General features: G+C 41.0%; 26 protein-coding genes and 2 pseudogenes. 2 read left to right on the top strand and 26 right to left on the bottom strand.

All coding sequences use genetic code 11. The annotated features are described in order from the left end of the window. Positions 1–4 precede the first annotated feature (4 nt). The 20 genes and pseudogenes from rplR to tgt all read right to left on the bottom strand — a co-directional run bounded on the left by rplR (position 5) and on the right by tgt (position 10,960). Positions 5–361 carry a 50S ribosomal protein L18 gene (gene rplR, locus FQ204_RS00145; protein WP_003026531.1) on the bottom strand — a complete coding sequence of 119 codons (357 nt, stop codon included), beginning with the start codon at positions 359–361 and terminating at the stop codon, positions 5–7. A gap of 81 nt (positions 362–442) precedes the next feature. Further along, entirely contained in the window at positions 443–979 is a 537-nt protein-coding gene (gene rplF, locus FQ204_RS00140; RefSeq protein ID WP_144207090.1) for a 50S ribosomal protein L6, read from the bottom strand. Between the two features lie 189 nt (positions 980–1,168). Next, a complete protein-coding gene (gene rpsH / locus FQ204_RS00135; RefSeq protein ID WP_144207087.1) occupies positions 1,169–1,567 on the bottom strand; it encodes a 30S ribosomal protein S8 in 399 nt (132 codons plus the stop codon). A 186-nt stretch (positions 1,568–1,753) separates the two neighbouring features. Then, positions 1,754–1,939, bottom strand: coding sequence for a type Z 30S ribosomal protein S14 (locus FQ204_RS00130; protein WP_001085699.1), 186 nt, complete (start codon positions 1,937–1,939; stop codon positions 1,754–1,756). Positions 1,940–1,956: 17 nt separating this feature from the next. Further along, complete coding sequence (rplE, locus tag FQ204_RS00125; protein WP_003071324.1) at positions 1,957–2,499, bottom strand: 50S ribosomal protein L5; 543 nt, start codon at positions 2,497–2,499, stop codon at positions 1,957–1,959. 23 nt (positions 2,500–2,522) lie between these two features. Continuing rightward, positions 2,523–2,828 carry a 50S ribosomal protein L24 gene (gene rplX / locus FQ204_RS00120; RefSeq protein WP_003026539.1) on the bottom strand — a complete coding sequence of 102 codons (306 nt, stop codon included), beginning with the start codon at positions 2,826–2,828 and terminating at the stop codon, positions 2,523–2,525. A 76-nt stretch (positions 2,829–2,904) separates the two neighbouring features. Beyond that, positions 2,905–3,273: a 50S ribosomal protein L14 gene (gene rplN / locus FQ204_RS00115; protein ID WP_003071326.1), complete on the bottom strand. Its 369-nt coding sequence runs from the start codon at positions 3,271–3,273 to the stop codon at positions 2,905–2,907. Positions 3,274–3,298: 25 nt separating this feature from the next. After that, the gene (gene rpsQ, locus FQ204_RS00110) at positions 3,299–3,559 is read right to left on the bottom strand and encodes a 30S ribosomal protein S17 (protein WP_144207084.1); all 261 of its coding nucleotides are present in this window, start codon (positions 3,557–3,559) and stop codon (positions 3,299–3,301) included. A gap of 27 nt (positions 3,560–3,586) precedes the next feature. Further along, positions 3,587–3,793: a 50S ribosomal protein L29 gene (gene rpmC, locus FQ204_RS00105; protein ID WP_003071328.1), complete on the bottom strand. Its 207-nt coding sequence runs from the start codon at positions 3,791–3,793 to the stop codon at positions 3,587–3,589. A gap of 9 nt (positions 3,794–3,802) precedes the next feature. Continuing rightward, the gene (gene rplP, locus FQ204_RS00100; RefSeq protein WP_003062852.1) at positions 3,803–4,216 is read right to left on the bottom strand and encodes a 50S ribosomal protein L16; all 414 of its coding nucleotides are present in this window, start codon (positions 4,214–4,216) and stop codon (positions 3,803–3,805) included. A 3-nt stretch (positions 4,217–4,219) separates the two neighbouring features. Further along, positions 4,220–4,873 (bottom strand): 30S ribosomal protein S3, encoded by a 654-nt coding sequence (gene rpsC / locus FQ204_RS00095; RefSeq protein WP_144207081.1) that lies wholly within the window; start codon positions 4,871–4,873, stop codon positions 4,220–4,222. Between the two features lie 12 nt (positions 4,874–4,885). Continuing rightward, positions 4,886–5,230 carry a 50S ribosomal protein L22 gene (gene rplV / locus FQ204_RS00090; protein ID WP_003026550.1) on the bottom strand — a complete coding sequence of 115 codons (345 nt, stop codon included), beginning with the start codon at positions 5,228–5,230 and terminating at the stop codon, positions 4,886–4,888. A gap of 14 nt (positions 5,231–5,244) precedes the next feature. Next, a complete protein-coding gene (gene rpsS / locus FQ204_RS00085) occupies positions 5,245–5,523 on the bottom strand; it encodes a 30S ribosomal protein S19 (protein WP_000533765.1) in 279 nt (92 codons plus the stop codon). A gap of 237 nt (positions 5,524–5,760) precedes the next feature. Continuing rightward, positions 5,761–6,594, bottom strand: coding sequence for a 50S ribosomal protein L2 (gene rplB / locus FQ204_RS00080; RefSeq protein WP_003071334.1), 834 nt, complete (start codon positions 6,592–6,594; stop codon positions 5,761–5,763). A 17-nt stretch (positions 6,595–6,611) separates the two neighbouring features. After that, positions 6,612–6,908, bottom strand: a complete 297-nt coding sequence (locus FQ204_RS00075) for a 50S ribosomal protein L23 (protein WP_003026555.1) — start codon at positions 6,906–6,908, stop codon at positions 6,612–6,614. Further along, entirely contained in the window at positions 6,908–7,531 is a 624-nt protein-coding gene (gene rplD / locus FQ204_RS00070) for a 50S ribosomal protein L4 (RefSeq protein WP_037598474.1), read from the bottom strand. The genes FQ204_RS00075 and rplD overlap by 1 nt, the downstream gene beginning before the upstream one ends. 24 nt (positions 7,532–7,555) lie before the next feature. Further along, a complete protein-coding gene (rplC, locus tag FQ204_RS00065) occupies positions 7,556–8,182 on the bottom strand; it encodes a 50S ribosomal protein L3 (RefSeq protein ID WP_144207078.1) in 627 nt (208 codons plus the stop codon). 266 nt (positions 8,183–8,448) lie between these two features. Then, a complete protein-coding gene (rpsJ, locus tag FQ204_RS00060) occupies positions 8,449–8,757 on the bottom strand; it encodes a 30S ribosomal protein S10 (protein WP_002894478.1) in 309 nt (102 codons plus the stop codon). A gap of 401 nt (positions 8,758–9,158) precedes the next feature. Beyond that, positions 9,159–9,790, bottom strand: a pseudogene (locus tag FQ204_RS00055) (uridine kinase). Between the two features lie 27 nt (positions 9,791–9,817). Next, complete coding sequence (gene tgt, locus FQ204_RS00050) at positions 9,818–10,960, bottom strand: tRNA guanosine(34) transglycosylase Tgt (protein WP_144207075.1); 1,143 nt, start codon at positions 10,958–10,960, stop codon at positions 9,818–9,820. 178 nt (positions 10,961–11,138) lie between these two features. On the opposite strand from tgt, the gene FQ204_RS00045 reads away from it, so the two are divergent. Then, complete coding sequence (locus tag FQ204_RS00045; RefSeq protein ID WP_144207072.1) at positions 11,139–11,984, top strand: DUF975 family protein; 846 nt, start codon at positions 11,139–11,141, stop codon at positions 11,982–11,984. A 476-nt stretch (positions 11,985–12,460) separates the two neighbouring features. On the opposite strand, the pseudogene FQ204_RS10620 reads toward FQ204_RS00045, so the two are convergent. From FQ204_RS10620 to FQ204_RS00010, 6 genes and pseudogenes are all read right to left on the bottom strand, one after another. After that, positions 12,461–12,574, bottom strand: a pseudogene (locus FQ204_RS10620) (AAA family ATPase); the annotation flags it as partial. 4 nt (positions 12,575–12,578) lie between these two features. Then, positions 12,579–13,016: a CoA-binding protein gene (locus FQ204_RS00035; RefSeq protein WP_144207069.1), complete on the bottom strand. Its 438-nt coding sequence runs from the start codon at positions 13,014–13,016 to the stop codon at positions 12,579–12,581. A 167-nt stretch (positions 13,017–13,183) separates the two neighbouring features. Continuing rightward, the gene (polA, locus tag FQ204_RS00030) at positions 13,184–15,829 is read right to left on the bottom strand and encodes a DNA polymerase I (RefSeq protein ID WP_144207066.1); all 2,646 of its coding nucleotides are present in this window, start codon (positions 15,827–15,829) and stop codon (positions 13,184–13,186) included. A 293-nt stretch (positions 15,830–16,122) separates the two neighbouring features. Beyond that, entirely contained in the window at positions 16,123–17,154 is a 1,032-nt protein-coding gene (locus FQ204_RS00020; protein ID WP_144207063.1) for a sensor histidine kinase, read from the bottom strand. Position 17,155: 1 nt separating this feature from the next. Then, positions 17,156–17,842: a response regulator transcription factor gene (locus FQ204_RS00015; protein WP_144207060.1), complete on the bottom strand. Its 687-nt coding sequence runs from the start codon at positions 17,840–17,842 to the stop codon at positions 17,156–17,158. Positions 17,843–17,940: 98 nt separating this feature from the next. Continuing rightward, complete coding sequence (locus tag FQ204_RS00010) at positions 17,941–20,025, bottom strand: SSURE domain-containing protein (protein WP_144207057.1); 2,085 nt, start codon at positions 20,023–20,025, stop codon at positions 17,941–17,943. A 167-nt stretch (positions 20,026–20,192) separates the two neighbouring features. On the opposite strand from FQ204_RS00010, the gene FQ204_RS00005 reads away from it, so the two are divergent. Further along, positions 20,193–20,717, top strand: a complete 525-nt coding sequence (locus FQ204_RS00005; protein WP_144207054.1) for a histidine phosphatase family protein — start codon at positions 20,193–20,195, stop codon at positions 20,715–20,717. Positions 20,718–20,786 lie beyond the last annotated feature (69 nt).

The raw sequence follows: 20,786 nt of genomic DNA, 5'->3' as shown, positions 1-20,786 counted from the left end.
CCTTTTAGAATTTCAATCCGTTTTCACGAGCTGCATCAGCCAAAGCTTTAACACGTCCGTGATATAGATATCCACCGCGGTCGAACACCACTTCAGTAATACCTTTAGCAACTGCACGTTCAGCAACAAGTTTGCCAACAACAACGGCTTGTTCAGTTTTAGTTCCTTTTGAAACTTCTTTGTCAAGAGTTGAAGCGCTTGCGAGCGTTACACCCGCTACGTCATCAATTACTTGAGCGTAGATGCCTGTATTAGAACGGAAAACGTTCAAACGTGGGCGATCAGCAGTTCCAGAGAGTTTTCCGCGAACGCGACGATGGCGTTTTTGGCGGACTTTGTTTTTATCTGGTTTCGAAATCACAATTTTCACCTCTTAATTTTATTGTGTGCCTAAGCACAAAGTTGGAAATAATTATTTCGGTTGAAGAACAACCGTATAACATTATTTACCTGTTTTACCTTCTTTACGGCGAACAAATTCACCAACGTAGCGAATTCCTTTTCCTTTATATGGTTCAGGAGCACGAAGGCTACGGATGTAAGCAGCAGTTTGCCCTACCACTTCTTTTGAGATTCCACTCACAACAATAGTTGTTGGATTTGGAAGTTCAAAAGTAATGCCTTCAGGAGCTTCTACTTCATCTGGATGAGATTTACCAACTGAAAGCACAAGCTTTTTCCCTTGAAGTTGGGCACGGTAACCAACCCCACGCATTTCAAGTTCTTTTTTGAAGCCTTCTGAGACACCATGAACCATGTTGTTCAAAAGGGCACGAGTTGTACCGTGGATCGTTTTCATTTCTTTTGAATCGTTTGGACGGTGAAGTGTTAATTCTGTTCCTTCCACACGGATTTCAATATCTTTTGAGAACGTACGAGTGAGTTCTCCCTTAGGTCCTTTTACAGTTACCACATTGTCCTTGTTGGTCAATTCAACACCAGCAGGCAATACGATAACTTTATTACCAATACGTGACATGTTATTTTTTCTCCTGTTAGATTATCAAGCCACAGAGCGACTAGTTTTCACGGGACTGCTATTAAAATAGCAGAAAGTGCAGTTATAGGTTTCATTTTCTAAGTAAGTCTAAGCATTCGCTCGCAGGCATAACTTGAGTTAGGCAAGAGCGAATAACAACGACTCACAACGAAAATGGAAGCTATAATTTTACCAAACGTAGGCGATTACTTCCCCACCAACATTTTTTTGGCGTGCTTCCTTGTCAGTCAACAAGCCTTCAGATGTTGAAATGATCGCAATTCCAAGTCCATTTAAAACTTTTGGAAGATCTTCACGTTTTTTATAAACACGAAGTCCTGGAGTTGAAACACGTTTCAAACCAGTGATTACTTTTTCACCGTTTTGACCGTATTTAAGGAATACACGAATAACACCTTGTTTGTCGTCTTCAATGTACTCAACGTTTTTCACAAAACCTTCGCGTTTAAGAATTTCAGCAATTCCTTTTTTGATATTTGATGCAGGTACTTCAAGCACTTCGTGTTTTGCTTGATTCGCATTACGAATACGTGTTAAAAAGTCTGCAATTGGGTCAGTCATAACCATTTTTATTTTCTCCTCTTACTAGTAGTTTGAAGCTTTCACTTGCTAGTTAATGATTGAGCTAGGCTCAAAATATTATTTTATTTATAGGTTTCATTTTCTAAGTGAGTCTAGGCATTCGCTCGCAGGCATAACTTGAGTTAGGCAAGAGCGAATAACGGCGACTCACGATGAAAATGGAAGCTATAATTACCAAGAAGCTTTGGTAACGCCTGGAATTTGTCCTTTGTATGCCAATTCACGGAAGCAAACACGGCAAAGTTTAAACTTGCGGTAAACTGAATGTGGACGACCACAACGTTCGCAACGAGTGTAAGCTTGCGTAGAGAACTTCGCTGGGCGTTTGTTCTTAGCAATCATTGATTTTTTAGCCAATTTATTTACCTCCTAGATTATTTTGCAAAAGGCATTCCAAGGCCTGTAAGCAATTCACGTGATTCTTCATCAGTGTTAGCAGTTGTTACGATAACGATGTCTAGACCGCGCGTCTTATCAACATCATCAAAGCTAATTTCTGGGAAAATCAACTGTTCTTTCACACCAAGTGTATAGTTTCCGCGTCCATCAAATGATTTTGTTGGAACTCCATGGAAGTCACGAACACGTGGAAGTGATACAGTAACCAATTTATCCAAAAATTCATACATGCGTTCACCACGAAGAGTTACCTTAGCACCGATCGCTACACCTTCACGAAGACGGAAGCCGGCGATTGATTTTTTAGCTTTAGTAATAAGTGGTTTTTGACCTGAGATAAGAGCAAGCTCTTCAGCAGCTTTTTCAAGGTTTTTAGCATTTGAAACAGCGTCACCAACACCCATGTTCAAAACGATTTTATCCACTTTTGGCACAGCCATAACAGATGAGTAGTTGAACTTTTCAGTCAAAGCAGGAACTACTTCATTAAGATATTTTTCTTTTAAACGATTAGCCATTATACTTCTCCTTTCCTTCGTGATTAGTCAAGCACTTCGCCTGATTTTTTATTGTAACGAACTTTTTTGCCGTCTACAAACTTGTAGCCAACACGTCCTGCAACACCATTTTTGTCCAACACTTGAACATTAGACACATGGATTGGTGCTTCTTTTTCCACGATAGCACCTTGAGGGTTTTCGTTATTCGGTTTTTGGTGTTTTTTGATGATATTTACACCTTCAACAACAACTTTATTTACTTTTGGAAGTGCAGCAACGACTTTGGCTTCAACACCTTTGTCTTTACCAGCAATCACGCGAACTTTGTCGCCAGTTTTTACAAACATTGGTTTCTCCTTTGATTTCTTACGCCCTGATGGGCACCCTATCTAATCAAAGATAGGGGACTTAGTTTGTTTGAGATTAAAGTACTTCTGGGGCAAGTGACACAATCTTCATGAATCCACCTTCACGCAACTCACGTGCAACTGGACCAAAGATACGAGTTCCGCGAGGAGTTTTATCATCACGGATAATCACTGCAGCGTTTTCGTCAAATTTGATGTATGAACCATCTTTACGACGAGCACCTGATTTAGTACGAACGATAACCGCTTTTACAACGTCACCTTTTTTAACCGTACCACCAGGAGTAGCTTGTTTTACAGATGCAACGATGACATCACCAATGCTAGCGAATTTGCGTTTTGAACCACCAAGAACTTTGATTGTCAAGATTTCGCGTGCACCGCTGTTGTCAGCAACTTTCAAACGAGTTTCTGTTTGAATCATTTAAGTTTTCTCCTTTCAGGTAAGATTAGATAACGACAGCTTCTTCTACAACTTCTACAAGACGGAAGCGTTTTGTAGCTGAAAGCGGACGAGTTTCCATGATACGAACGATATCGCCTTCTTTAGCGATGTTGTTTTCATCATGTGCTTTGTATTTTTTAGAGTAGTTAATACGTTTACCATAGACTGGGTGGTTACGTTTAGTTTCAACTACAACTGTGATTGTTTTATCCATCTTGTCAGAAACGACGCGTCCAACAAGGGTTTTACGTTGATTACGTTCCATTTTAGAATTTCTCCTTTCCCAAGTCTATTATTTAACTTCTGATTGAACAGTTTTGATACGAGCGATTTGTTTTTTCACTTCTTTCAAGCGTGCAGTTTGTTCTAATTGACCTGCTGCTGCTTGGAAACGAAGTTCAAACAATTCCTTCTTTAATTCATTTTCACGCTTCGCGAGTTCTTCTTGAGAAAGACCACGAAGTTCTTTAACAAATTCTTTTACTTCATTAAGTTTCATGCCTTCTCCTTATTCTGCTTCACGTTTTACGAATTTTGTTTTAACTGGTAATTTGTGGCTTGCAAGACGAAGAGCTTCACGAGCAACTTCTTCAGATACACCAGCGATTTCAAACATCACTTTACCACGTTTAACTGGTGCAACCCAACCTTCTGGAGCACCTTTCCCAGATCCCATACGCACACCGATAGCTTTGGCAGTGTATGATTTGTGTGGGAAGATTTTAATCCAAACTTTACCACCACGTTTCATGTAACGCGTCATAGCGATACGGGCAGCTTCGATTTGGCGGTTGGTAATCCAGTGGCTGGTAGTCGCTTGAAGACCATATTCTCCAAATGCTACTTCTTTACCACCTTTAGCTTCACCGCGCATTTTACCACGAAATTCGCGACGGTGTTTAACACGTTTAGGTACTAACATTGGTTATTTACCTCCTTTAGTGTTTTTACGAGCTGGAAGAACTTCTCCGCGGTAAATCCATACTTTAACACCAAGTTTACCGTAAGTAGTATCTGCTTCTTCCCAAGCGTAGTCAATATCTGCGCGAAGCGTATGAAGTGGAACAGTTCCTTCAGAATAACCTTCTGCACGAGCGATATCAGCACCGTTCAAACGACCAGATACTTGAGTTTTGATTCCTTTAGCGCCGGCACGCATTGTACGTTGGATAGCTTGCTTTTGAGCACGACGGAAAGCCACACGTTGCTCTAATTGACGAGCAATGCCTTCACCAACAAGATGAGCATCTAAATCTGGTGATTTGATTTCAATGATGTTGATGTGAACTTGTTTGCCAGTCAATTTATTAAGTTTTGCACGAAGTGCATCAACGTTTGCGCCCCCTTTACCGATAACCATACCTGGTTTAGCAGTATGAAGAGAAACGTTTACTTTGTTTACTGCGCGTTCGATTTCAATAGTTGAAACAGCTGCGTCAGCTAATTCTTTTTGAACGAATTTACGGATTGCAAGATCTTCATGAAGGTAATCCGCGTATTCTTTTTCAGCATACCATTTGGCATCCCAGTCACGGATGATACCGACACGCATACCTATTGGATGTACTTTTTGACCCACGATTTTACCTCCTTATTTTTCTGCAACAACCACTGTGATGTGGCTAGTGCGTTTGTTGATTGGTGAAGCTGAACCTTTCGCACGTGGACGGAAACGTTTCATTGTTGGTCCTTCGTTTGCGTAAGCTTCAGATACTACCAAGTTTGCTTTTTCCAAACCAAAGTTGTTTTCTGCATTAGCGATTGCTGAGTTCAACACCTTTTCGATGATGCCAGCAGCTTTGTTTGGAGTGAATTTCAAGATTGCGATTGCGTCAGCGACGTCTTTCCCACGGATATTGTCCAAAACCAGACGAGATTTGCGAGGGGAAACGCGCACTGTACGAGCCATTGCTTTAGCTGAAGTAATTTCTGCCATGTTTTTCTCCTCTCTTATCTACGTGTCTTCTTGTCGTCAGCTGCGTGACCTTTGTAAGTACGAGTCGGTGCAAATTCACCGAGCTTGTGACCTACCATGTCTTCTTGGATGTATACAGGCACATGCTTGCGGCCGTCATAGACTGCGATTGTGTATCCGATGAAACTTGGGAAGATCGTAGAGCGACGTGACCAAGTTTTGATGACTTTCTTCTTTTCGTCGTTGGCTTGAGCTTCAACTTTCTTCATCAAATGCTCATCGACGAAAGGTCCTTTTTTAAGACTGCGTCCCATTTTATTGTTTTCTCCTTTAAATGTTATACCACAGCGGCTTGCACTGCTAAGCAGTGCTACCGAGCTGGCGGAATTTTACGAGTTAGCTCGCTAATTATAAGTATGTAACATCTCACGAGGGGCAGTGGTTGATTGCTAGTTAGCTACGGCTACCAGCCTTGCTACCCAGCTAATCAACTGTGCCGGGGTTTTGCACTGAAGTTTGGTCGCTAGGCTACCAAACTTCTGCTCAGCCGCCTATTTCTCGTTGCGGCGACGAACGATAAGTTTGTCAGATTTCGCTTTTTTGTTACGAGTTTTAAGTCCAAGAGCAGGTTTGCCCCATGGAGTAGATGGTGCTTTACGACCAACTGGTGCTTTACCTTCACCACCACCGTGCGGGTGGTCATTCGGGTTCATTACAGAACCGCGAACTGTTGGACGAATACCTTTCCAACGGCTACGTCCAGCCTTACCAAGGTTAACCAATCCATGTTGTTCATTTCCAACAACACCGACAGTTGCACGGCAAGTTCCAAGAATCATGCGAACTTCGCCTGATTGCAAACGAACAAGAACATATTTACCTTCTTGTCCCAATACTTGGGCAGAAGCTCCAGCAGCACGTACCAATTCACCACCATGACCAGGTTTCAATTCAATATTATGAATCAATGTACCAACCGGGATATTAGCAAGTGGAAGAGCATTTCCGACTTTGATATCCGCTTCTGGTCCAGAAACGATGCGTTGACCGACTTCAAGACCTTTAGGAGCGATGATATAAGCTTTCACACCGTCAGTGTAATGTACAAGAGCGATGTTTGCTGAACGATTTGGATCGTATTCAATTGTTTTAACAACTGCTTCAACACCATCTTTATTGCGCTTGAAGTCAATCAAACGGTAGTGGCGTTTGTGCCCGCCACCTTGGTGACGAACAGTGATACGACCGTTGTTGTTACGACCAGCTTTGTTGTTCAAAGAAACAAGCAAAGTTTTTTCTGGAGTGCTCGTTGTGATTTCGGCAAAATCCAAAGAAGTCATATTACGGCGACCATTTGTAGTTGGTTTATAAACTCTGATTCCCACGATATTTCCTCCTTAGATTATTCTGCTTCAGCACCAAACAACTCGATTGCTTTAGAATCAGCTGTAAGAGTGATGATAGCTTTTTTAGTTTTGTTTGTAAAACCAGTATAACGTCCAACGCGTTTTGCTTTTGGTTTTACATTGATGGTGTTCACATTTGCAACCTTTACTCCGTCAAAAGCAGCTTCAACTGCTTGTTTGATCAAAAGTTTATGAGCGCGAGTGTCCACTTCAAATACGTATTTACCTTCTTCAAGAAGAGCCATTGTGCTTTCTGTGATGATAGGTTTTTTGATTACGTCATACAAATTCATTATGCAAGAACCTCCTCGATTGTAGAGATAGCTTCTTTAGTAACAAGAAGTTTGTCGCTATTTACGATGTCAAGAACACTTGCAGTTGTTGCAGTTGCAACTTTTACATTTGGAAGGTTACGAGCTGAAAGTGCAGCAAATTCATTTCCTTCTTCAAGAATTACAAGTACTTTTGAATCAATGCTAAGTGCAGCAAGTACTTTCGCAAACTCAGCAGTTTTTGGAGCTGTAAATGAAAGGCTGTCTACAGCTACGAATTTGTCCTCAGCAACTTTTTCAGAATAAACTGATTTAAGTGCCAATCTACGAACTTTTTGTGGAAGTTTGTAGGCGTATGAACGAGGAGTTGGACCAAATACGGTACCACCACCACGCCATTGTGGAGAGCGAATAGAACCTTGACGTGCACGTCCAGTTCCTTTTTGACGCCATGGTTTGCGTCCGCCACCTGATACTGCAGAGCGGTTTTTAACAGCGTGAGTTCCTTGACGAAGACTTGCACGTTGACTGATAACAACATCAAATACAACTGATTCATTTGGTTCGATACCAAATACTGCATCGTTAAGAACTACTTCACCAGCTTCTTTACCAGTTTGGTCAAATAATTTTACGTTTGCCATTGTGACTGATTTCCCCTTTCTTTATTATTTACCAGCTTTAACTGCTGATTTGATAGTGATAAGAGATTTCTTAGCACCAGGCACGTTACCTTTGATGAGGATAACGTTTTTCTCTGGAACAACTTGTGCAATTTCAAGGTTTTGAATCGTTACACGGTTGCCACCCATGCGGCCTGCCAAGTGTTTGTTTTTGAAAACACGGTTAGGCGCAACTGGTCCCATTGAACCAGGACGACGGTGATAACGAGAACCGTGAGCCATTGGACCGCGTGATTGGCCATGGCGTTTGATAACACCTTGAAAACCTTTACCTTTTGAAGTCCCTGTTACATCAACAACATCGCCAGCTTCGAATGTATCCACTGTGATTTCTGCACCGACTTCCAAGCCTTCAATGTTTTTGAATTCACGAATGAAGCGCTTAGGAGCCGTGTTAGCTTTCGCTACATGTCCTTTAGCAGGTTTGTTGCTCAATACATCACGAAGGTCATCAAAACCAACTTGAACAGCGTTGTAACCATCTGTTTCAACTGTTTTTACTTGAAGAACCACGTTTGGAGCTGCTTCAACAACAGTTACAGGGATCAATTCGCCAGCTTCAGTGAAGATTTGAGTCATTCCCACTTTTTTCCCTAAGATTCCTTTTGTCATGAGAAAATGTTTCCTTTTCTATATTTTTTCAAAAAGTTTTTAACGAGCGTTTTTTATGCTCAAGTCAAGATACAAAGGGCGTCAAACTCAAAGTGAAAATAGGAAAATTGGTGACGGCTCGACGAGCCTAGACAATTTTACACCTAAAGGTAGCCGCACCCGTAATTTAGCTAAAACTGAAACGGTTGCGTCTCTTTTTCACACAGAGTTTAGCCCGTGTTCAATTTCATCGAACACCAGCTTCTCAGCTTTTTGTTTGCTTGTGATTAAAGTTTGATCTCTACGTTCACACCACTTGGCAGATCCAATTTCATCAAAGCATCAACTGTTTTTTGAGTTGGGTTGATGATATCAATCAAACGTTTGTGTGTACGCATTTCAAATTGTTCGCGAGAATCTTTGTATTTGTGAGTCGCACGAATGATTGTGTAGAGGCTACGTTCAGTTGGAAGCGGGATTGGTCCTGCAACTTCTGCACCTGTACGAGTAGCAGTTTCTACAATTTTTGCAGCCGCTGTATCAAGTGTACGATGTTCGTATGCTTTCAAACGGATACGGATTTTTTTGTTTGCCATCTTTTTCTCCTTTTCGTCTATTTAAGATAATAGGCTAGCTCCGCAAGAAAACCGATACGCGTTGCGTGGCAATGTAACCGAGCGTGTCGCAACCTCTTGCATCAAAGCTACAGACTGTTTTTCACAGCACCATAATAGAATAACACAAAGCCTTACTGATTGCAAGGGATTTGAGAATTTTTTTGAGATTTTTTTGACAAAAAGAGACTTTGCAAGGCAAAAAAACGAATTTAGCTCAGCGAAGAATAAAAAAGCAAGAGAAAACTTGCTAATTTCTCTTGTTCATGTTTTCTAAATAATGAGTATTGAATATTCTTGTTTCGCTTTCTAGATTCAGTTCCAACCCCAGTGGTTATAAATTAGTAAGTAGAGGGCTTTTAGAATGGCTCTCACTTCAACAATTAAAATATACTTCTTTGGATCTCAATAGAATCCCTGCTTTGATAAATCAATAGGTCAGCCTGTTCTTGATAAGGTCTATAATAACGCTCATATTGCTCACGACATGCTTGGTGCGTTCTCTCAATCCACTCAGACTGCCGATTACGCACTGCTACATCACGAGATAAGCGACGCTCTAATTCCGTTGCTGCATCGGTGTAAAAACAAATAGACAAATCAAACAGCTCTTTCGGCAGAAAAGCAACTGACATGCCTTCAACAACTAGAATTGGTTTTTCCGCTGAAAGTCGCTGACTCGGTGCCCAAGGTTGGTCAATCGTCACGATATCGCAGCCAGATTGCAAGGCTCTTATATCACGTTCCAAACTCTTCAATTCATGAGCTGCTGGAAGACAGGCTGTCACTTTTTGCTCTGGAAACTCTTTAACCGTCAGCAAGTCACGATATTCCCCATCTATTATATAAGGATCAGCCACCAGCAGATTAACTCGCTCTCGCCCAGACTTTCTACTAAACGTTTGGCAAAAGTAGATTTTCCAGAAGCACCGTGACCGTAAATCGCAACCGTTCCCTTTTTACCCATCGACAGATATGCTTCTATATTTTGCAGCAAACTTCTTTCATCAAGCACCAACACCTACTTCCTTTTACGATGGCTTTAAAAATTTCTCTTAGAATAGTTGTAGCCGTACTTCTCAACAAAATCTTCACGAAATTCTAATAGGTTGTCGTCTACAATGGCTTTGCGAACCTTCTTCATTAAATTGACTAAGAAATAAAGATTATGATAGCTGGTTAGACGCAAACCAAATGTTTCATCGGCTTTCAGAAGATGACGGATATAGGCACGTGTATAATTTTTACAAGTGTAGCAATCACAGTCATGATCGAGTGGTGTAAAATCCTCTGCATATTGAGCATTTTTGATGACTAAACGCCCTTCGCTGGTCATACAAGTGCCATTTCGAGCGATTCTGGTCGGCAAAACACAGTCAAACATATCTACTCCGCGAATGACACCGTCTATCAAACTGTCGGGTGCACCCACTCCCATGAGGTAGCGGGGCTTGTTTTCGGGTAGCATCGGTGTCGTAAAGTCTAATACTGCATTCATCTCTTCGTGAGATTCGCCCACAGCTAAACCACCAATGGAATAGCCTGGAAAATCCATGCTGACCAAATCCTGAGCCGACTGACGACGGAGATCTTCAAAACCAGCCCCCTGCACAATCCCAAAGAGCCCTTGGTCATGTGGACGACGATGAGCTTTGAGTCCACGCTCTGCCCAACGACTTGTCCGCTCAATGGATTTCTTAACATAATCATACGGTTGGTAGAACTGCGGACATTCATCAAAGGACATCATGATGTCACTGCCTAGATTGTTCTGAATAGAAATCGCTTTTTCTGGCGACAAGAACATCTTGGAACCATTGAGGTGATTTTTGAAGGTCACACCCTCTTCTGTAATATTGCGGCTGTCCGCTAGAGAATACACCTGGAAGCCACCGCTGTCTGTCAGAATAGCTTGGTCCCAATTCATAAATTTATGAAGACCTCCAGCACGCGCAATCAGTTCATCACCCGGCCGCAACCAAAGATGATAGGTATTAGAGAGAATAATCCCTGAACCCATTTCTTTGAGCTCTTCTGGGGACTGCGTTTTAACAGTTGCCTGAGTTCCCACTGGCATAAACATGGGGGTTGGAAAAGTCCCGTGGGGCGTGATAATTTCCCCCAAACGGGCTCCTGTGTGCTTTTCTTTTTTGATTAAACGATATTGAATCGGTGAATCTGACATTTTTACCTCCGATACTGGGAAAAACAGTCCCAGACCTTAATTTTACAGTGCATGAGTTCATTTGACTCACAACATCCTGTATGATTTTATCAAAAAAAAGAAGAAAGATAAAGTGGATAAAAACTTTTCTTTCTCTTAGAAGAATGTGGTATAATGTTGTTTTATATAGGAGGCAACTATGAACTTAAGCAAATTGCGGGCAGAGGCTCGCCACATCCAACGTCAAACCAAGGGAATCTATGCACTCTTTTTAGTGCCAATTGTGACTGCGATTGTTTCCATTGTTTACAATTATTCTTCAGATACTTTGTCCAATAATATCTTGCAATATGGCATCCAAAATACGGTTATCCACGGAATCAATCGTTCTCTTTTTCCAATCGCAATTAGTTTTATCGTATCTTTCTTTTTAACAGCCGCTTTTTGGACCTTACTGGAAGTCATTCGTGGAAAACGACAAGAGGTACATTTTTCGGATTCCATTCGGACTTTTGACAGTAAAATAATCGGTCCTGTTTTCATGACGCTTTTGCTCAAACGCGTATTGCTATTTCTGTGGAATATTTTCGTCTGGATTGGGAGCGGTATGACGATTTTTGCTAGTTTTAGTATTATTAAACTCCTCCCCAATTCTCAAGTTCTTTCACAAAATGTTGCGCTTCAGACAACTATTGGAACATTGTTGCTTTACATTCTCATCGGTTTTATCTTGATGATTATCGGCATTATTATTGCACTTCCTCAATACTATGCTTATTCGCAAGTAGAGTTCATTCTTTGTGACAGATTAGAAAACAATACCTACGATGGCGCCTTTAAAATCATCCGTGCGAGTCGCCAGATGATGAAAGGTTATAAAGGCAAGCGATTTGTTCTTGATTTAACCTTTATCGGTTGGTACTTACTAAGTGCCATTACTTTTGGAATTGCTTCTATTTATGTTTATCCCTATGTTTATACAGCTCAAGCACTTTTCTATGAAGCTGTGAAAAAGGAAAAAGAGCCGACTTCGATTTTTGCTTAGTTTCTTGTATAAAAATCTTAACAACCTAACAAAGGGAGTGGGACAGAACTTATCTTAAAAAATTCAAGTTCGTAGTCCCACCCCCCACAAGGGTGCTTAAACAGCTATCAAGCTGTTTAAGGTTGCAGATGAAGAAAACGAAGTTTTCGACAAAGGAGCTATTCCGAGCTTGAAAAGCGAATAAAGAGTCCAACAACGGTGGCTTGCTTCGCAAGTCTGATTTCCAACCTTCAACAATCTAGTGAATTGTTGAGGCTGCGTCATTTGCTTATCACTAAATGAGATAGAGGTTGAGACATTTTGTCCCAACCTCTTTTTAAACTATCATTTGTAAAAAGCGTAACATCACGAACTCTACACAAAAAAGCCACCAATTGGGTGACTTTATTAGGGAGATTATTATGAAAAAGTTTAGGATTTCTATCAAACAAAGTTAGGAGGTCTTCATTTGATAAATATAGTATAACCAAGTTAACTTAAACCAAACTTAATTTTTTAGAAATTTCTTGAAAGGCATCTTCCAGCGAATCTTGATCTGTAAAAGTTGCTACTTCCCAACCTAAGAAATCACGTTCTTTCCACCAACGTTGCCATTTACTCTCCTAAAATCAGACGGGTATGCTCCCGCTTGATACAGCGGTTCATGACAATATCATCGTGCCCAGCTGCACGAAGGATTTGCTCGGCTTCTTCATTTTCCAAGCCTAATTGTGCCCAGAAAATCCCAGCATCCGCTTCTAGAAAATCACGCGCCACATCTGGCAAAAACTCGCTGCGACGGTAAACATCGACGATATCCACCGAGAAAGGAATGCCTTTTAAATTGGCATACGTGGTTTCACCTAGAATTTCCCCACCAGCTGCTCGCGGATTGACCGGAACAATCCGATAGCCCCGTTCTTGCATTTCCTTGGATACACGGTGGCTGGTTGCCTCTTCTCGATCTGACAAACCAACAACCGCAATCACCTTGCTATTTTCTAAATAATGCTTGACAATCCCGTCGCTGGGATTTTTGAAATGATAGGTCATAAAATTTTCTCCGTAATCTTTTATGTATCGCGAGCCATGCCGCTCCTTTTTGAACCAGAAACACAAATACTTTATAAAGTTGAATGTACTTGCTTTGAAAATTTCTTATCTGAACTGAGCACAGCTAAAAAATCAGAATGATATCCCTCTTTTGGGTACTTTTGATTCTACTTTGCTTCATACCATGTCTTGCCTGCACTTTCGTCCGCTTTCAAGGGGACAGAAAGTTCAATGGCAGATTCCATGATGTCTTTGACCAGCGTTTTAATAACGGTCAATTCATTTTCAGGCACTTCCAGCACAATTTCGTCATGAACTTGCAGCAACATTCTGGTTTTAAAATTCCTATCTGTCAGAGCTTGGTCCAGTCGAATCATTGCAATTTTAAGAATGTCTGCGGCTGAGCCTTGAATTGGCGAATTGATAGCCGTCCGTTCCGCAAATCCTCGAACATTGAAGTTACGAGAATTGATATCCGGAATCTCCCGACGACGGTGAAAGAGAGTTTCTACATAGCCCTTGTCTCGTGCTTCTCGCACCACATTCTCCATATAATTCTTGATACCCGGATAGCGTTCAAAATAAGTATCAATATAAGACTTCGCTTCCTTACGACTAATGCCCAGATTGTTGGCAAGGCCAAAGTCAGAGATCCCGTAAACAACACCAAAGTTGACAGCTTTAGCATTGCGGCGGTCATTTGGTGTCACATCTTCTGGTTTTTCAATGCCAAAAACCCGCATGGCTGTTGAAGTGTGAATATCTGCCCCATGTCTGAAAGCCTCAATCAAATGCTCATCACCTGAAATATGCGCCAAAACCCGCAGCTCAATTTGCGAGTAATCAGAGCTAAGTAAAACACTGTCCTCCCACTCTGGCACAAAAGCCTTCCGAATCAAGCGCCCTTGCTCTAGGCGAATTGGAATATTTTGCAAATTAGGGTCAACACTTGATAGCCGTCCTGTTTGAGTCAAATCTTGAAGATAGCGAGTATGAATCTTTCCATCCGCCAAAATCCAGTCCTGTAGCCCCATGACATAGGTTGATTGAATCTTAGCAATTTGCCGATAGTCCAGAATTTTTTCCACAATTGGCGCGATTGGTGCCAAACGTTCCAATACATCTACCGCCGTAGAGTAGCCCGTTTTGGTTTTCTTCGTGAAAGATGTTGGCAGACCTAATTTTTCAAAGAGAATGCCCCCCAACTGTTTAGGCGAATTGATGTTAAACTCTTCCCCTGCTAAGTCATAGATTTCCTGAGTTAGTCGAGTTAGGACTCTCTCGTTTTCAATCTGCATGGTTTGCAATGTTTCGCGCTCTACCTTGATACCAGCAATCTCCATTTTAGCTAGTACAAAGGCCAAAGGTTGCTCCATTTCGTACAGCAGATTTAGCTGGTCATGCTGACGCAGCAAGTCTATCATAGGCTTTTCCGTTTCAATGAGAACTGTGACTTTTCTAGCTAAATGGCTCAGTAAAACAGCTTTTTCAGGCAATGCCCGCTTAGCTCCTTTTCCATAAACCGCCTCATCCTCGGCGAGTTTGGTCTTGCCATAAAGACCAGCAATTGTTGCAATTTCATGGTTATCAACGGTTGAAAGAAGGTACTTAGCTAAACGGCTGTCAAATGCAGGTTGTGAAAGCTCAATACCTAAGCGACTGAGTAAGACCTTGGAGCGTTTAAAATCATAAACCTTGAGGGCTGTGTTTTCCAGAAATTCTTTGAAAACTGGTTGCTGCAAGAGGCCGATGTCTTGACTAACATAAATCTGCTGTGCATTTCCCCAGGCAAAGCCCATCATCTCGTCTATGTGATAATTATCCCCTAACATTTCAAAGTAGAAAAAATCGTCTGCATTGAGCATTTCTGGACGAATTTCCATCACTTCTTCAAAAGCAATGTCAACCGCCTCTTCTGGCTCTATTTCTGCTTCTAGCGCTTGCTTGAATTGCTTAAAGCCCATTTCATCGTAAAATCTGCCTAGTTGTTTGATATCTGGACCTTGATAGAGGATATCTTCCAAACCAATTTCGATAGGAGCTTGAGTATCAATGGTAGCAAGTGTTTTAGACAAGAAAGCTATTTCTTTGTCATTGATGAGATTTTCCTTCATCTTAGACTGCTTCATCTGGTCAATGTTGTCATAAATGCCTTCCAGAGAGCCATATTCCAAGAGGAGCTTGAGTCCTGTTTTCTCACCGATTTTCGTCACACCAGGGATATTGTCCGAAGAATCACCCATAAGAGCCTTAAGGTCAATAAATTGTGTGGGCGTAATTCCCATTTTTTCCATGAGATAAGCTGGTGTAAATTCCTCGAACTCAGCCACACCTTTTTTGGAAATTTCCACAACGGTATTATCATCGGTCAACTGGATCAGATCCTTGTCTCCGCTCACGATTGTCACATCGTAGGGAATAGCTGTATTTTCAGCCATTTTATCCAGAGTTCCGATAATGTCATCCGCTTCATACTGATCTAAATCGTAATAGCGAATGCCCAGCTTATCCAACATTTCGCGAATAAAAGGCAGTTGCTCACGAAATTCCTCCGGCGTTTTAGCCCGACCGCCCTTGTAATCGGCATACATCTCTGTCCGAAAGGTGGTCTTCCCCGCATCAAATGCCACCAAAATATGAGTCGGCTGTACACGTTCGATCAAGTGATTCAGCATAAGATGAAAACCGTAAATGGCATTGGTATGAAGTCCAGATGGACTCTTAAAGCGGTCGATTTGATTGTATAGTGCAAAAAAAGCACGAAAAGCAACAGACGAGCCGTCAATCAACAGTAATTTATTCTTATTTTCCATAGATTTATTATACCATGAAACCAAAGAAATTTTCTGATTAAGGATCATGACCGTGCGCAAAAGACTTAAGAAAAATTTCTTAAGCCTTTATACTATTTTGATACAATAATTTCTCCAAATGTTTCACCGCATCCGCAAAGTGCTCCGCTACATACGTAGCCACTTTTTGGACATTCTTCGGAGCATGTGCCATGCAGTATATCGGATTTTTCAAAAACTGCAAACTAACTAATAAAAACAAAGAGTGAGATCGTCCGGAAATGTTCTTGTTTCTCGTCTATCTCACTCTCATTTTATAAATCTAATACAAGCGAAAAACTGCTGCCTTGCCCATATTCACTTTGCACGAAAATATCACCACCCAATTGGTGTGCCAATTCACGCGCGATATAAAGCCCTAGACCGTGCCCGCCAGTTTTCATATTGCGCGATCTTTCCACTCGATAAAGACGCCTGAAAATCTTGTCCAAATCTTCTGATTTGATGCCCTGTCCTTCATCCGTAACGCTGATAGTCAAACGCTGACCTTCTACAGCGGCATCAATGCTCAGTTTGGTTCCAGCTTCTGCATACTTAAAAGCATTGCTGACCAGATTGAGAATAATCCGTGACAGCTTATCATAATGACTCACGATTTTGGCTGACTCTGGCTGAACAGAAATTTGAATGTCTCGCTCTTCTTTATCAATCACCAGCTGAAATTCAGACATAATGTCAATCAACAGCTTATCCAGAAAAATTTCTTCTTTTTCAAGAGGCACATCTGGCTGATTCATCGTATTCAAAGTGATAAAACTTAGCTCCTCAACCAACTTATTCAACCGATCGGTCTGGCGACTAATAGTTTTAAGATAATATTGCTGCTCATTTGCTGCAATCACACCGTCTAACATTCCTTCGACAGTTGCTTGAATAGACGTCAGAGGTGTTTTAATATCATGTGAGAGCTGAGCAATCATCAAGCCCTTTTCTTTCTCGCTTTCTTCTAAAGAAGCAAAAGTATCTTGTAAATCCGTTGACATTTCATTAAAAGCATCTGCCAACTCTTTAAATTCCGTTGGATTTTTAATGTCATTCACCGTTTCAAATTTCTTGTCAGAAATCCCTTTTATGAGCTGCTTTAATTTATCCAAAGAGAGAAAGACACGACTCAACAGCAAAAGACTGACTAATGCCCCTGTAATACTAGCTAGAATGCTAATACCAATAATAAAATAAATATCACTTTTTGAAATTAGCATGGTGTTGACAGACCAGATAATTGCAACAACCGTGATAGTTGTGGAAATGAGGTATCCCACAATAATAAAGTGCTTTAATTTCATCTCATACCTCTATCTTATACCCTAAGCCCCAGACGGTCTTAATCGTGGGCGTCTTTTCTGTACTATACTTCGCCAAATCCTGCCGCAAGGCATGAATGTGTACGTTTAGTGTATTAGTATCATCCACAAAATCTTCTTGCCAGACCTTTTCATAAAGCTCCGTTTTAGAAAAGACCCGCTGAGGATTGCTGGCTAAAATCCACAATAATTCAAAAGATTTAATGGTCATCATCAACGATTGTCCGTGCACTGTCACTTCGCGCGTTGCATGATTTATCTCTAAATCCCCTAGTTGGAGTTTTTCATCTACTCCCACACTGCGGTGAATGCGCCGCAAAATATTATGAACCCGTAACACTAATTCCCGCGGACTAAAAGGCTTGGTGATGAAATCATCCGCACCCATACTAAGAGAATAAATCTTATCCGGCTCAGATGTTTTAGCAGTGATAAAAAGGAACGGTTGCTCTGGAGCAAGATACTGTACTTCTCCAATCAAATCATAGCCATCCATATTAGGCATCATAATATCTGTAATAATCAAATCAATCGAATATTTCTGAAACAGCTCTAAGGCTTCCTGTCCATCATGCGCCACATTGACCTCATAACCTGCCTGTGTTAAATAACGCTTGTTAATCTCAGTAATCTCTACCTCATCATCTACTAACAAAATTCTCTTTGTCATATTCTTACCTCTACTGTGAAAAATAGTGTTATACCATGAAAAAGTATAACACTATTTCTATACTTGATTCAAGCATCATCGCTCACAAAGTACAAGAATTATTTCTTTTCTCTGCGTTTCATTCCGACAAGTGCTAAGATAGCTGCTACGCTTAATCCAAGAAGTCCTAAAACTGTCAAGCCAAGAGAGGATTTTTGACCTGTATTAGGAAGCGATTTTTTACTTGCCTTAGCTTGTCCACCTTTTGAAGTTGTTGCAGAAGGTGTCCCACCTTTATTTGAATGCTTGCTTCCGTCATGTTCTGCTTTTTTGCCCTGATCTTGTGTTTGACCTTTTTGACCCGGTTGTGATTTCTCTGGCTTAGCTTCTGCTTTCTTTTCACCTTTTAGGTTAATCGTTACTGCTTTTGTTGCAATGACACTGTTTACATCAGCTTTGCCATCTTTTGCACCATAAACTGTAACCGTCGCTTTATAAGAATGTGTGCCATTGGCTTTCAATCGATCTAACAAAGCTTTATCTTGCTTACCTGCTGCATTACCATCTAGTGAAACTTGATAGAAATATTGGCCTTTGCCTAAACCTGCAAGTGGTAGGAGTCCTGCATGTTTTGCTGTGCCGTTATCTGACCATGGCGCACCATTTGATGATTTGAGCAGAAGTCGAGTCAGCATACCATCCCCACCAAAAAGCTCATACGGAATCACTTGGTTGACACCCGCTGTAAATGGACCAGGGAAGTCTGCATTTTTCAAGTAGCTTGCTGGAACATCAATCTTATCTTTAATATTTTCTGAAACAGATTTTTTGATTTGATCTGCTGTTGTGGTACCATTTAGGTTCAATTTCACTTGACGCGTTGCGATGACATTATTCAAATCAGCTTTGCCGTCTTTAGTTGCCCCGTAAACTGTAACCGTTGCTGTATAGGTATGAGTACCATTAGCTTTCAGTTGGTCTAAGAGGGCTTTGCCTTGCTTGCCTGCTGCATTACCGTCAAGTGAAACTTGATAGAAATATTGTCCTTTACCTAGACCTGCAAGTGGTAGGAGACCTGGATGGTTAGCTGTACCATTATCTGACCATGGTGCACCCTCTGATGATTTAAGGAGAAGACGTGTTAACATACCGTCGCCACCGAAAGCTTCATACGGAATTACTTCATTCACACCTGCTGTAAATGGACCGGGGTGGTTAGCGTTTTGTAAGAAGGAAGCCGGAACATCTGTACTTTCTTTAATATTTTCAGAGACAGATCTCCTTGTTTGTTCCAATGAAGGGTCAGCTTTCGCTTTTAAGCTATTAAGATTAATAGTAACTTGACGTGTTGCAACAACATTCGTTAAATCAGCCTTACCATTCTTAGAACCATAAACAGTCACAGTAGCCGTATAACTTTGTGTACCATTAGCTTTCAATTGATCTAAAAGTTCTTTATTTTGCTTTCCAGCTGCATTACCGCCAAGGGAAACTTGATAGAAATACTTACCATTCGCTAAACCTGCAAATGGAAGCAGACCTGCATTTCCTGCAGCTCCATTATCTGACCATGGTGCACCGTCTGATGATTTGAGGAGAAGGCGTGTTAACATGCCATCGCCACCAAACAGTTCGTACGGGATGACTTGATTGACACCTGCCGTGAATGGACCTGGGTAAATGGCGTTGTCAAGGTAAGATGCAGGAACATTTATTTGACTTTTAAGATTGTCTGAAACGGATTTCTTCACTTGATCCAATGAAGAATCTTTCTCTTCCTTTGGAGAGGCTTCCTTTTCAGCTGCTTTTTGAATTCCTTTAGCAGCTTCTGCAATGGTTTTTCCTACTTTGTTTTCTTTTATAACTTCTTGTTTTTCTTGAACTTTCTTATCTGTTGCTTGACCTGTTTTTCCAACTACGTCTTGTGATGGCTTAGTTGTATCTGGTATTTCTTTCTTTTCAGCCGTTGGGTTTTCAGTTTGTCCCACTTTCGAATCTGTTATTGACTTGCTGGATTCCGTTGGACTATTTGAAGGGGCTGTTGTCACCACTTTATTTTGTGTGCCTACCTGCGCATTTACAGGATTGCTAACGAGAATAAAGAATCCGCTTGCCACAACAACTGAGGCCACACCTACACTCAAACGACGGATAGACCATCTTGTATATCTTTGATTATTTGGACGATGATTTTTGTCAACCATATTATTTACTCCTTTGATTTATTTTTAATGGTTGACTAAAGTTTACCAAGCTCATATTAACTATCCGTAAGACAATGTTAAAGTTTTTCTTAAATAAGCATTATTTCTTGCTTATGTATAAGATTTTTCCATTTTTTGATATACTAAATAAGAAAAAAGGAGTTTTTATGAACAACATTTATTATTTTGTCCGTCACGCACACTCAACTTATACGCCTAACGAATGGACACGTCCTCTATCCCCAAAAGGGCGCGCCTCCCTTTCACAGCTAAATGTATTGAAAAAGGAACCCATTTCTGCTATTTATTCTAGTCCTTACCAGCGAGCCATTGAAACCGTAGAACCTTTAGCCCTAGCATTAGGACTCCCTGTTCATCTGGACAAGCGACTGATTGAAAGAAAACTAAGCAATCAAAACATTTCCGACCAAGCATTTGAAGCTACACTTAAACAACTTTGGGAAAATCCTGATATGTCTCTATCAGGCGGCGAATCCAATCTCACAGCTCAAAAACGAGCTCTAGCATTTCTGCAAGAATTAGAAGAAAAACACCAAAATGAACACATCATCATTAGCTCTCACGGAAATCTGATTTGTATCTTGCTCAATTATTTTGATGATGCTATCCAGTACAGCTTTTGGAAGCAGCTGCCCATGCCCGCTATTTTAATAGATAAATTGCAAGAATAAGTGCAACATTTACTCTAACTCATCCACTAGAGCTTCATAAGCAGTTCTGTAAGCTAAACATTTTCGTGG

It is taken from the genome of Streptococcus constellatus (assembly GCF_902167705.1).
Classification (GTDB): domain Bacteria; phylum Bacillota; class Bacilli; order Lactobacillales; family Streptococcaceae; genus Streptococcus; species Streptococcus constellatus_A.
This window is presented reverse-complemented; position numbering and strand designations above follow the sequence as displayed.